Source organism: Pseudoduganella danionis, from assembly GCF_009720775.1.
GTDB classification, from domain to species: domain Bacteria; phylum Pseudomonadota; class Gammaproteobacteria; order Burkholderiales; family Burkholderiaceae_D; genus Rugamonas; species Rugamonas danionis.
Window position 1 is genome coordinate 1530697 of the sequence record NZ_WNKW01000001.1, and the last position, 12246, is coordinate 1542942.

The 12246-nt window shown below is 59.2% G+C and carries 10 protein-coding genes; 7 read left to right on the plus strand and 3 right to left on the minus strand.

Translation table 11 applies throughout. The features are described from left to right. The first annotated feature begins 317 nt into the window (after positions 1-317). Genes GM655_RS06655 through GM655_RS06665 form a run of 3 tightly spaced genes read left to right on the plus strand, consistent with a single transcriptional unit; the run spans position 318 to position 3471 of the window. Positions 318-2282, plus strand: coding sequence for a TonB-dependent receptor plug domain-containing protein (locus tag GM655_RS06655; RefSeq protein ID WP_229632396.1), 1965 nt, complete (start codon positions 318-320; stop codon positions 2280-2282). A gap of 50 nt (positions 2283-2332) precedes the next feature. Then, complete coding sequence (locus tag GM655_RS06660) at positions 2333-2884, plus strand: molybdopterin-dependent oxidoreductase (protein ID WP_155433756.1); 552 nt, start codon at positions 2333-2335, stop codon at positions 2882-2884. Then, positions 2881-3471: a nitrogen fixation protein NifQ gene (locus tag GM655_RS06665; RefSeq protein WP_196308716.1), complete on the plus strand. Its 591-nt coding sequence runs from the start codon at positions 2881-2883 to the stop codon at positions 3469-3471. The genes GM655_RS06660 and GM655_RS06665 overlap by 4 nt, the downstream gene beginning before the upstream one ends. A 29-nt stretch (positions 3472-3500) precedes the next feature. Here the strand turns inward: GM655_RS06665 and GM655_RS06670 are convergent, their stop codons facing one another. Further along, positions 3501-3740: a hypothetical protein gene (locus GM655_RS06670; RefSeq protein WP_155433758.1), complete on the minus strand. Its 240-nt coding sequence runs from the start codon at positions 3738-3740 to the stop codon at positions 3501-3503. 206 nt (positions 3741-3946) lie between these two features. Beyond that, a complete protein-coding gene (locus GM655_RS06675) occupies positions 3947-4834 on the minus strand; it encodes a LysR family transcriptional regulator (protein ID WP_155433759.1) in 888 nt (295 codons plus the stop codon). Positions 4835-4969: 135 nt separating this feature from the next. Here GM655_RS06675 and GM655_RS06680 point away from each other — a divergent pair, with 135 nt between their 5' ends. From GM655_RS06680 to GM655_RS06690, 3 genes are all read left to right on the plus strand, one after another. After that, positions 4970-5734: an alpha/beta fold hydrolase gene (locus GM655_RS06680; protein WP_155433760.1), complete on the plus strand. Its 765-nt coding sequence runs from the start codon at positions 4970-4972 to the stop codon at positions 5732-5734. Between the two features lie 264 nt (positions 5735-5998). Beyond that, complete coding sequence (gene bcaP / locus GM655_RS06685; protein WP_371866720.1) at positions 5999-7387, plus strand: branched-chain amino acid transporter BcaP; 1389 nt, start codon at positions 5999-6001, stop codon at positions 7385-7387. A 238-nt stretch (positions 7388-7625) separates the two neighbouring features. Further along, complete coding sequence (locus GM655_RS06690) at positions 7626-9812, plus strand: formylglycine-generating enzyme family protein (RefSeq protein ID WP_229632397.1); 2187 nt, start codon at positions 7626-7628, stop codon at positions 9810-9812. 43 nt (positions 9813-9855) lie between these two features. Here the strand turns inward: GM655_RS06690 and GM655_RS06695 are convergent, their stop codons facing one another. Then, positions 9856-10275, minus strand: coding sequence for a hemerythrin domain-containing protein (locus GM655_RS06695; protein ID WP_155433762.1), 420 nt, complete (start codon positions 10273-10275; stop codon positions 9856-9858). A gap of 344 nt (positions 10276-10619) precedes the next feature. Between GM655_RS06695 and GM655_RS06700 the strand changes: the two genes are divergently transcribed. Next, entirely contained in the window at positions 10620-12224 is a 1605-nt protein-coding gene (locus GM655_RS06700; protein WP_229632398.1) for a methyl-accepting chemotaxis protein, read from the plus strand. Positions 12225-12246: the final 22 nt, after the last annotated feature.

Genomic DNA, 12246 nt, shown 5'->3' on the forward strand with positions numbered 1-12246 from the left:
TACAGACTGTGGCGATTCACGGCCTTTTTCCGCCGCGCCGAATTCTTAGCTAAAAAGAACTAGTCTGCCTAGTTAAAATTTTCATTTTCCCTCCGCCTTCTGATGCATAGAAAGGTGGGGCGTGTTTTTTTATAATCGAATCAGAATTGGCATTGAGTTAAGCATCGCTATATACTTTTATATATAGCGATGTGAAATCTGTATGATCCCGCCCCGCTGACGAAGTTTGGAACTGGCCGGGCTATTTTTTTACCCATCGCTATATACTTAAATACATAACGAACACTATGCAAATATTTACTCCGCGTCTATGCTTGATGGCTAGTGCACTTTTCGCTGCCGGCCTGTCTCAACCAGTGCTTGCCCAGCAGGCCACGCAGCCCACGGTTTTCGAACTTGGCACCGTGGTCGTGATCGGCACCCGCGAACAGGCTGGCAGCCTGGACACGGATCAGGTTGCTTCCGTAATTGATGCGACAACGATCCGCAAGGACAATCGTGAAAACGTCGGTGATGCCTTAAACCTGTTGTCCGGTGTAACCCTGTCGACCAATTCGCGCAATGAAAAGACCATCGCGGTGCGCGGCTTCGATGCCCGTCAGGTGCCCCTGTATATCGATGGCATCCCGGTGTACGTGCCTTATGATGGCTATGTCGACTTCGCCCGCTTCAGCACGGCAGATCTGGCCAGCATACAGGTGGCCAAAGGCTTCAGCTCCATGGCGTATGGCGCCAATACGCTGGGCGGCGCCATCAATCTGGTGTCGCGCAGGCCGAGCAGGGCACTGGAAGCCGATGCGCGTATCGGCTGGGCCAGCGGCACGGAAAAGCTGGCCTCTGTCAATCTGGGCAGCCGTCAGGGCATCTGGTATGTGCAGACGGGCTACTCTTACAATCAGAGCGACAGTTTCCCCTTGTCATCGGACTTCCAGCCAACCAGCAATCAGGCCGCCGGTAGCCGCAACAATGCCTACCGGCGCGACAGCAAACTGTCGCTCAAGCTGGGCCTGCTGCCCGTGGCGGGAGACGAGTATGCGCTCAGCTACTATCAGCAGCATGGCGTCAAAGGCCAGCCGCCTTCGACCGACCCATCGGTGGCACGCTACTGGCAATGGCCGTACTGGGACAAGGAAAGCCTGTACTTTATTTCGCGCACGGCGCTGGGCCAGTTCGAAACGCTCAAGCTGCGGGCTTACCATGACAACTACGGCAATGAAGTCGATAGCTACACCAATGCCGCCTATACGACCTTGAAGCCGGCTGGTTCCGGTAGTGTAGGCAGTGGCCGCAGCATCTATAGCGACTGGACCAGTGGTGCCGGCCTCGAGCTGGAATCACACCGGCTGGCTGGTCAGACCATACGTGTAAGTGCGCACAGCAAACGTGACCGCCACGAAGAGCGCGATGCGACGGCCAGCCTGCTGGCTATTTACAAGGACGAGCTACGCTCCTATGCCATCGAGGACAGCATTGTCCTGAATAGTGCGACTACCTTGTCGCTGGGCGCTGCAGTCAACCAGCTCAAACCATTGAATGTTTTCAGTGCAGGAAATCCTTACTCCATCCCGGACGCCAAGACCGCCCACGATAGACAGGCGGGGCTGTTCTATGATCTGGCCGCCGGTCAGCGCCTGTATGCCACGCTGGCGCATAAATCACGTTTGCCGACGCTGAAAGACCGCTACTCGCAACGGCTGGGAAGCTATATCGAAAACCCTGCGCTGCAGCCGGAAAGCGCCACCCATACCGAGCTGGGCTATCGCGTGCAAGGCGACGCGACCACGCATTGGCAGGCAGCGATATTCAACAGCGACATCAGCAACAAGATTCAGAGTGTGGCCAATGTCGTGGGCAACAAGGCGCAAATGCAGAATCTCGGCCGGGTACGCATCTCGGGACTGGAACTGGAAGGCGAGCATCAATGTAATAGCGTGCTGAGTCTGGGCGGCAGCTACACGTATCTGGATTTGAAAAACCGTAGCAATCCCACGACGCGGATGACTGATGTGCCACAGCAGAAGTTGCTGCTAAAGGCGGCGCTGCAAGTAGGCGCCGATACGGAACTCACTGCTTTTGCCGAGCACAACAGCAATCGCTGGGCATCGAATACTGTGCAACTGGCCAGTTTCACCACCATGAATCTGAAAGCCAGCTACCACCCTAAGGCCCACATCAGTCTGGAGAGCGGCGTGAATAACGTTGCTGACCGCAACTATGCCTTAGCAGACGGTTTCCCTGCGGCGGGACGTCAGTGGTTTGCACAACTGGCTTATCAGTATTGAGTAAGAGGCGAGCTAGTCGCTCGCTTCCGGTCTAACTTTAGGAGCATGATATGGCAACAGCTTTACCCCGTTTTCTTCCCCGTCTGGCACTGGCTGCGACACTGGCGCTAGGCAATTTCGCCCATGCCCATCCTGTCACCGGCGATCCATCCCAGTATGTGACGACACAATTAGCTGTTCAGGGCGCTGTCGAGCATACGCTGGCGCTAGGTGTCGCCGAACTGCGCCAGCTGGCCCAGCGCTATCCGGGCGATGCGATCGTCAAGCTGCAGCACGGTAGTGCTGGGGCCAGCAGCAAGCTGTCTGGCGTGCGTCTGCGCGATGTTCTGGCCCAGGCCAGCATCATCAGCAAAGACCATAATGACGTCAAAAAGACTGTCATCATCGCGACCGCCAGCGATGGCTACGCCGTGGTGTTTTCATGGTCGGAACTGTTCAACTCCCCGCTAGGTGATGGCGTGCTGGTCGTGCTGGACAAGAATGGTGCAGCGCTGGGTGATGACGAAGGAAGGATAGCGCTGATTTCGGCGCAGGATTTGCGTACCGGCCCCCGTCACGTGAAATGGCTGCAGCGCATAGACGTGAAGAAGATCGTCGAATGAACCGCGCCGCCGCCCCCGTTATTGCGCATCCTGACGCGCACGTCTTGCGTTTGCTGGGGCGTGCCGTGCATGGGGTCATGGGCCATGCACAAGCGGGTGATTTGCCTTTGAGTGCATGGACCTTAAGCTTGCCACAGGAAGAACTATGCGAACTGCTGAGCTTTTGCTTTCCCGAGCTGGATGATCTCGAACGTATGCCTGCACAGCAGTATGACACCTTAATGAGGCAAGCCAGCTGGGAGCAGCGGCAACTGGTGCAGCTGTTGCTGGCACAGTGCACCATTCCAGTGGTCGAACGGCACGCGTACTGGGCGGCTCATGTCGTGGCTGCCGCAGCACAAGGCAGTCGTCACCTATGGGAAGACATGGGGCTGGGTGGGCGCGAAGAGGTCAGTACGCTGCTGCAGTATTTTTTCGCCCCGTTTTGCGAAAAAAATATCGCCCATCTTAAATGGAAGCGTTTTATGTTCGATCAGCTAGCTTTAATGCATCCTGACGTGCGAGTGCGCAAACCGGACTGCACTCTGTGTGAGCAGCAGCGGGCTTGCTTTCCTGCGGAATTTGCGCAGGAAAGCAAGCTCACCTGACAATGCCCCCATCGCCGGTTTCTTTGGCCTTAGGGCAGCGTCAGATCCAGCCCCAGGGTCTTGCTCAGCTGGGCGGTCAGGAGCAGCAGTCCAGTCAGTAGCGCCGCAAAGGCTAAGGCCACCGCGACACTGATGCGTAGCAGCGTTCGTTTATCCGTCACTTGCTTCTTTTGCCCCTGGTCGTAATGCCATTTGATGGCGTAGAACATGCCTATGACAAGCACGATGCCCTTGAAGCTAAAGAAAACTATGGGTATCCATTCCATCATTTTGAATATTGTTAGACTATGACCTGGCGCCAGCCATCAGACGCCGCTTGTAGGGAATGACTGCCTACAGGTAGACATACTAACCAAAAGCAAAATCCATACATTGGGACATAATGTCCTAGTCCTGGATGGCGGTAGTAAATCCGCAGAGGCGCGGCAGGGGGGCGGCGCGCAGGTCACGCTGTTGCGTCGGGCGTGCGGACTCTCTAAGGAGCGCCGAACTTCTCGTAGGTGAAATCCAGAAAGCTGCGCAGCTTGGGCGTCATGCGCCGGTCAGGCGCATAGACGACGTGCAGCAGCCGGTCGGGCGAGTGATAAGCGGGCAGCAGTTCGACCAACCGCCCGTCCCGCAAGTCATCGCCGATCAATTCTCTGGGCTGCAGGATAATGCCCAAGCCCGCCAATGCGGCAGTGCGTAGCGCTTCACCACTATCGGTTGTGAAGCGGCCGGAGATCGGTATGGTAATGCTGCCATCCGGTCCGTCAAATACCCATTCCCGCCGCATTGAGGTGTGGGAAAACACCAGACACTCGTGCTGCAGTAGCTCTTTGGGATGCGCGGGGTGTCCGTGTGTGGCGAGGTAGACGGGGGCAGCGCACAGCACCAGACGATAGGGCGCCAACTGTCTGGCCAGCAGGCCACTGTCCGGCAACGGCCCGGTTCGGAACACCAGGTCGTACGCTTCATCGATCAAATCGACTGTGCGGTTAGTTAGGCGCAGGTCCACGGTCACGTCCGGATAGCGCCGTAGAAATTCGGTCAGCGCCGGAGTCAACGCGCGGCTGCCAAAAGTAATCGGCGCACTGATGCGCAAATGTCCCCTCGGACTGGCGCGCGTCTCCGCGATCAGGGCCTCGGCAGCCTCCATTTCCGCAAGGATGTACTTGGCACGTTCATAAAAAGCCCGCCCGCTGTCGGTCAGGCTCTGGCGCCGCGTCGTGCGGTTCAGCAGCTTCACACTCAGGTTCTGCTCCAGCGCCTTTACCTGCTTTCCCGCAAGCTGGGTGGACAGATCCATGGCCTGCGCGGCGGCGGAGATCGATCCCAGCTCCACTGTTTTGACAAACACTGCCATGGCGGCCAGACGGTCCATTAGATCAAATTTGTTTCAAGTATTGATAATGTTTGGCAATTTATCCCAATTGGTTTCATATGTAAAGTACACCCCATCACAGCTATTTCGCTGTACTCGCTGGTGTCTCAGGCCAGTTTTAATGAAAGGAATATCATGTCATCCATTACCAAGAACCTGCTGGCAGCCGTTGCTTTGAGTGGCACTGCAATTTCCGCCAGCGCAGTCCCGCTGGTGCTGAAGCCGACTGTAGTGCTGGTCCACGGCGCTTTCGCTGACGGCTCGGCATGGCAGCAAGTCATCCCCTTGCTGGAAGCGCACGGCGTCAAAGTGGTGGCAGTACAGAATCCGCTCACGGCGCTCGAAGATGATGTTGCCGCGACGCGTCGTGCGATCGAAGCTGTGGACGGCCCTGTCGTTCTGGTCGGCCATTCGTGGGGCGGTGCCGTGATTACCGAAGCCGGTGTGAGCGACAGCGTCAAAGCACTGGTGTACGTTGCCGCCTTTGCGCCATCGGAGGGCGAGTCGGTGGCGGATCTGACCCAGCATTACCCTGTTCCTTCGGGCTTCAGTCACATCGTGGCGGATAAGTACGGCTTCCTGAAGCTTACGCAGGAAGGCGTCGAAAAGCATCTGGCGCAGGATGTGCCGGCTGATAAGACCAAGCTGATGACGGCGACCCAAGGTCCGGTACGCGGCAAGAATTTTGAGCAGAAGGTCGCAGCTGCAGCGTGGAAAGGCAAGCCTAGCTGGTACATCGTCAGCGAGCAGGACTACATGCTGCAGACCAGCTTGCAACGGGCGATGGCGAAAAAGATAGGCGCACATACCGTGAGTCTGAAGGCAGGGCACACGCCGCAGATTTCGCAGCCCGAAGCCGTGGCCCAGGTGATTCTCGAGGCGGTTTCGGCCCAGCAGTAAACGGCAGGTCTTGCAGCATTGCAGGCTTGGCGTCCCCACCAGGAAGGTCGGCAATGCTGTGCAAGACCCCTGCAATTCCACTGGCCGCATCACAGTCGCAATGAACTCCGTACGCCACAGTTGGCCTCGCTTTGTAACCGCCCAGACAGCCCAAGGGGCCGCAGTTGTGTCATACTGCGGCGCTTTGACGTTTACGTAACGTCAGAATAGCCATAGGCATAACCGGTCTACGCGGCCTGTTCAAAACAATAGTGGAGGGTGGTAGTGAGTATTTTTAGAACCAAGGATTTCGATGCCATGCACGCAGCCAGTGCGGGCGGCGGTCTGAAAAAGGTGCTGGGCCCCGTCGATTTGATTCTGATGGGTATAGGCGCGATTGTCGGTACCGGTATTTTTGTGCTGACCGGTAGCGGTGCTTCCACCGCCGGTCCGGCGCTGGCCCTGTCGTTTGTTGTTGCCGCGTTTGCCTGCGGCTTCGCGGCGCTGTGCTATGCCGAATTTGCTTCGATCCTGCCGGTGGCAGGTGGTATCTACACTTACAGCTACGCCATTCTGGGGGAACTGGTGGCGTGGATGATAGGCTGGGACCTGATCCTCGAATACGGGCTGGTGACTTCGGCCGTGTCGGTCGGCTGGTCCGGCTACTTCCAGTCGCTGCTGGGCGGCTTCGGCCTGCAGATCCCTGTTGCGCTGTCTGCTGCGCCGGGCGCGCTGCCGGGCGTGACCACCTTCTTCAATCTGCCGGCCTTCCTGATCATGATGACGCTGACTGTCATGCTGTCGCTCGGCGTGCGCGAATCGACCCGCATCAACAACGTGATGGTGGTGGTGAAAATCGGCGTGGTACTGCTGTTCATACTGGTTGGTGCGCGCCACGTGGCGCCGGCCAACTGGCATCCGTTCATGCCGTTCGGCGTGAATGGCGTGATGAGCGCTGCGGCGCTGGTGTTCTTCGCTTTCATCGGTTTCGATGCCGTGACCACGGCAGCAGAAGAAGTCAAGAATCCCAAGCGCGATCTGCCTATCGGCATCATCGGTTCGCTGGCCATCTGCACCGTGCTGTACGTGGTGGTGTCGGCCATCATGACCGGCATCGTGCCGTTTGCCCAGTTCAAGGGCATCGATCATCCGGTTTCGCTGGCGCTGCAGTTCGCCGGTGAAAACTGGTTCGCCGGTTTCGTCGATCTGGGCGCGATTCTGGGCATGAGCACCGTGATACTGGTGATGGCTTTCGGCCAGAGCCGCGTGCTGTACGCCATGTCGCGCGATGGCCTGCTGCCGAAAAAACTGTCGTCGCTGAATGGTGCCGGTACGCCTATCGTGGCCACCTGGCTGGTAGGTATCGTGTTCGGCCTGCTGGGCGCACTGGTGCCGCTGCAGGTGTTGGGCGAGCTGGCCAACATCGGTACGCTGGCAGCCTTCTGCCTGGTGTCGCTGGCCGTCATCATTCTGCGCAAGCAGCGCCCAGAACTGCACCGCGCATTCCGCTGCCCGGGCGTGCCTGTGATTCCTGCACTGGCCATCCTGTTCTGCGGCGCGCTGATGGCCTTCCTCAGCGCGATCACCTGGATCGCTTTCCTGATCTGGCTCGCCATAGGTCTGGTGGTGTACTTCACTTACGCACGTCACCATTCGCTGCTGAACCAGAAGTAAGCAAGTCTGGCCGGACACTGCTTGCCGCGAGGCGCAGTTGCCCATCCTGAAAACCCGCCACGGCGGGTTTTTTCATTTCTGCATGGTGGGTAGGGCACTAAACAAGCATCGGGAAAACGGCATATAGCCGATTTCTTGCGTGTTTCGCTAGAATAGACAACCTGTGTAACTTCTGCGCGCCCGGATCTCTGCGCGCTATGCCGACATGAAAAAAGCCAGTCGCCGGTCTGTAAAACTTTTGCCGCTGCTGCCGGCTTTGTTGCTGTTCCTGAGCGGGCATAGTGGTGCGGCCGTTGCCGCCGATGCTGTCACCATCGAACTGCGCGGCAGCCAGATCCTCGGTCCGGCGCAGCAGGACCTCGGCGAAGCGGACTGGCTGGCGCGGCTGAACAACTGGAAGCGCGATACGCAGGGCCAGTATGTGGCGTGGCTGCAGGCCATGCAAAGCTGGCGCAATGTGCAGCGCGCCAGCATGGGCTACGACGATGCCCAGTATCGCCGCCCGGAACTGCGCTGGACCCAGCGCGACTTCGTGCAGACCCAGGCCATGGTGGAAGACCGCTATCTGTACGATCCCGCCACGCAGCGCTACACGGTGCCGCGCTTTCTCGATGATCTGCGCCAGCGCTATGGCGGCATAGACAGCGTGCTGCTATGGCCCGTGTATCCCAACATCGGCATCGATGAGCGCAACCAGTGGGACCTGCTGCGCGATCTGCCCGGTGGGGGAGATGGCGTGCGCGCGCTGATCAAGGAGTTCCATGCGCAGGGCGTCAAAGTCTTCTTCCCCACCATGCCGTGGGATACCGGCACGCGCGATGCGGGCAGCAGCATGCATGCCGCCACCGTGGCGCTGATGGCCGAGGTGGGGGCGGACGGCATCAATGGCGACACCATGGACGGCTTGCCGTTGGAATACCGGCAGGCGGCCGATGCCAGAGGCCAGGCGCTATCGCTGGAGCCGGAACTCAATTTCAAAGACGATCGCATGCTGGCCTACAACCAGCAAAGCTGGGGCTACTGGGGCGGCTCGCTGGTGCCCATGGTCAGCAAGTGGAAGTGGCTGGAGCCGCGCCACATGGTGCACGTGTGCGACCGCTGGGCCACCGACCGCAGCACGCTGCTGCAGGATGCCTTCTTCAACGGCAGCGGCATCCAGAGCTGGGAAAATGTCTGGGGATGGTGGAATCAGATCACGCCGCGCGATGGCGAGGCGCTGCGCCGCATCGCCACCATCTACCGTGCCTTCCCCGAGCACATGGTCAGCGTAGCGTGGCAGCCGCATGTGCAGACCTTGCACTATGGCGTGTATGCGAGCGCCTTCCCGCTCAGCGACAGTACGCTCTGGACCATCATCAACCGCAGTGACTGGCAAATCAGCGAACCGGTACTGCGCCTGCCGCACCAGCCGGGCCAGCGCTATTTCGATCTGTGGCAGGGCAGGGAACTACAGCCGCGCATCGTCGACGGCGATGCGGAACTGGAAGTGACGCTGGAGGCGCACGGCTATGGCGCTATTCTGCGCCTGCGTGCAGGGGCCAGCATGGCTAGCCTGCCGGCCACGCTGCAGGTGCTGGCGCAGCAGGCGCGCAAGCCGCTGGCCGCTTATGCCGGCACATGGCAGCCCTTGCCGCAGCAAATGGTGGCGATTGCTCCCACCCGCGCCGCACGCAGCGCTCCGGCCGGCATGGTGGAGATTCCCGCCGGGCAGTTTAACTTCAAGGTGCATGGCATCGAGATCGAAGGCGAGAACAAGCCCGGACTGGACGTGCAATATCCGTGGGAAGCCGTGGCGCGCCGCCATCACTTGCATAGCCTGGCCATCAAGCGCTTTTACATCGACCGCCACCCCGTTACCAACGCGCAGTTTGAGGCCTTTATGCGCGCCAGCGGCTACCGTCCGGCCGATGCGCACAACTTCCTGCGCCACTGGGTCGATGGTGCGCCGCGCGCCGGCGACGCCCAGCGCCCCGTGGTCTGGGTTTCGCTCGAAGATGCGCGCGCCTATCTGCGCTGGGCCGGCAAGCGCCTGCCGCACGAGTGGGAATGGCAGTATGCAGCGCAAGGCAGCGATGGCCGGCTCTACCCGTGGGGCAATCGCTGGGATAGCAGCATGGTGCAGGCGCCCGAACAAGGGCGCAGCCTGACGGCACCAGCGCTGGTCGGGCAGCATCCGCAAGGCGCCAGCCCGTTCGGGGTGGAGGACCTGGTGGGCAGCGTGTGGCAATGGACTAGCGAGTTTGCCGACCAGCACACGCGCGCAGCGGTGCTGCGGGGCGGCAGCTACTACCAGCCGCAGAATTCCTACTGGTACTTCCCGCAAGCCTATCGCCTTGACGAGCATGGCAAATATCTGCTGATGGCGCCGTCCAAGGACCGTGCCGGCACGATAGGCTTCCGTGGCGTGCAGGACAGTGCCGACTGAGGCTGGCGGCTAGTTCAGACAGGCCTCAGTACAGAGCGGGCACTCAGGCCGGGGCTCCCGCTTCGATGGCCGGATAGAACTCGTGGTCTTCACGCCGCATGCGCTCGTACAGGGTACGCAGGACAGCGTTGGCTTCGCTGCGGAATACTTCAGGTTCGGCAGCCAGCAGGCGCGGGGTATTCCACTTGGCGGCAAACGCCAGATAGGCGTTGGCGATGTGGTCCATTTCGCCCCGATATTGCCGGCTCATGCGCGCCAGTTGCGCATTGCCGCTCTGTTCCAGTGCCGGGTAGAGTACCCGGTCTTCCACTGCCAGGTGGAGTTTGATGAAGCCGCTCATGGCGACGATCTGCTGCGCAATCGCGCTGGCCTGTTCGGCGATGCCTTGCTGCACCAGTGCGCGCAAGCCGGTGATGGCGCCCAGAATATCGAGGTGCTGGTGCTTGAATTTATCGAGATTCATTATGTTCCTTTCAATTTTCTTCATTGATGAAGTAATTCTAATCCAGGCGATCTAAACAGGCAAATGAAATACTCTTTATTTGAAGAAATTTTTTCTATCAAGGAAGAGATTTTTCCTATCGCTCTGCTATCACCGGCAGTTGCAACCCGGCTTGCCTGGACTGCCAAGCCCGTCTGGTGCTGAATTTTCAAAATTTACCAAATTCGACAAATAAACACATTGAGAAATTTATTTGCCAAATTCATTAAATTCAATTACACTTTCCATATGGAAACTTTGATCCGCCAGATACACTGACTAACCCGAGAGCACTCGCTGGTGCAAGGAAGACTGCGATGGAATGGATGCGTAATTTGACTGTGGGGCAACGTATCACCTTGCTCATCACCACCTTCGTGGCAGGCTTCCTGCTGTTTGGCGTGACTGCCCGCTCCACTCTCAAGGAGCTGGAAGTCAATGGGCCCGTGTACAACCGCATCGTGCAGGGCAAGGATCTGCTGGCAGATGTGCTGCCGCCACCGGAATTTATCGTCGAATCCTATCTGACGGCCACCGAATTAAGAACCGCCAGCGAAGGCGAACGTGCTGCGCTGGTGCAGCAATTGCAGCATCAGCAGAAGGAATTCAACCAGCGCAAGCAGTACTGGGTCGGCCAGAAGCTCGATGCCGAGTTGGCTGATCTGGTGCTACACCAGTCGAGCGAACCGGCCGAGGCCTTCTTCCGCGTGGCGCTGGGCGAGTTCGTGCCGGCGCTGCAGCGCGACGATAGTGCTGCTGCCGAGCGCGCCTTCCAGCACATGAAGCAGGCCTACCAGAGCCACCGCAGCGCCGTGGAGAAAATCGTCCAGCGTGCCAATGCCCGCGCCAGCGCCGACGAGACTGACGCCTTGCAGGTTTCGGTCGCGCGCGAACGCGTGTTGTGGCTGGCCTTCTTTGTAACGCTGGCCATCAGCATAGGCATTGGTGTGACAGTCAGCCGTGGTATCACCGGTCCGCTCGGCGCGGCGGTAAGAATCACCCGTGAAGTGGCCAATGGTGACCTGACGCGGGTGATCGAAACCCGCTCGCGCGATGAAACAGGCCAGTTATTACAAGCCATGGGCGAAATGTCGGATGGCCTGAAACAGACGGTGGCCAAGATTCATCTGGCAGCGGAGACCATAGAACGGGGTGTGGAGGAAATTGCCTCGGGCAATCAGGATCTGTCGGACCGTACGGAAAATCAGGCCAGCGCACTGGAGGAAACCGCCGCTTCGCTGGAAGAGCTGACCGCCGCCGTGCGCAAGAATGCCGACAGCGCCCGTCAGGCCGATGCGTTTGCTGGTTCGGCTTCGGAGATTGCTGAGCGCGGGGGCGACGAAGTGAGCCGGGTGGTCGACATGATGAAGGCGATTACACAGTCGTCCGCCCGCATCGTTGAAATTATTTCCGTGATCGATAGCATCGCCTTCCAGACCAATATTCTGGCCCTGAATGCCGCTGTGGAAGCAGCCCGCGCTGGCGAGCAGGGGCGCGGCTTCGCCGTGGTGGCCACCGAGGTGCGCAATCTGGCGCAGCGCTCGGCATCGGCCGCCAAGGAAATCAAGCTGCTGATCGATGACTCGGTGGACAAGATCAAGGCGGGCAGCAATGCCGTTGATGCTGCCGGCGCGACCATGAAAGCCATCGTCGACAGCGTGCACCAGGTCAGTGCCGTAATCGCCGATATCTCCGCAGCGGGCAACGAGCAGTCGCAAGGTATCGAGCAAGTCAGTCAAGCCATTATGGATATGGATCAGGTTACCCAGCAGAACGCGGCGCTGGTGGAAGAAGCGGCCGCTGCGGCTGCCAGTCTGCGCGATCAGGCTGTGCTGCTGATCGAGTCGGTCGATGTGTTCAAGACCGGCACGCACGCTGTTGCACCGGCAACGCAGCTGCGCCGGGCGCCGGCACAGTTACCGCTGGCCTAGGCCTGTAATCGGGCCGGGCCCG

Coding starts and splice junctions, on each gene's coding strand:
- GM655_RS06655 (WP_229632396.1), top strand. CDS start 318: ATGGCTAGTGCACTTTTCGCTGCCGGCCTGTCTCAACCAGTGCTTGCC.
- GM655_RS06660 (WP_155433756.1), top strand. CDS start 2,333: ATGGCAACAGCTTTACCCCGTTTTCTTCCCCGTCTGGCACTGGCTGCG.
- GM655_RS06665 (WP_196308716.1), top strand. CDS start 2,881: ATGAACCGCGCCGCCGCCCCCGTTATTGCGCATCCTGACGCGCACGTC.
- GM655_RS06670 (WP_155433758.1), bottom strand. CDS start 3,740: ATGATGGAATGGATACCCATAGTTTTCTTTAGCTTCAAGGGCATCGTG.
- GM655_RS06675 (WP_155433759.1), bottom strand. CDS start 4,834: ATGGACCGTCTGGCCGCCATGGCAGTGTTTGTCAAAACAGTGGAGCTG.
- GM655_RS06680 (WP_155433760.1), top strand. CDS start 4,970: ATGTCATCCATTACCAAGAACCTGCTGGCAGCCGTTGCTTTGAGTGGC.
- GM655_RS06695 (WP_155433762.1), bottom strand. CDS start 10,275: ATGAATCTCGATAAATTCAAGCACCAGCACCTCGATATTCTGGGCGCC.
- GM655_RS06700 (WP_229632398.1), top strand. CDS start 10,620: ATGCGTAATTTGACTGTGGGGCAACGTATCACCTTGCTCATCACCACC.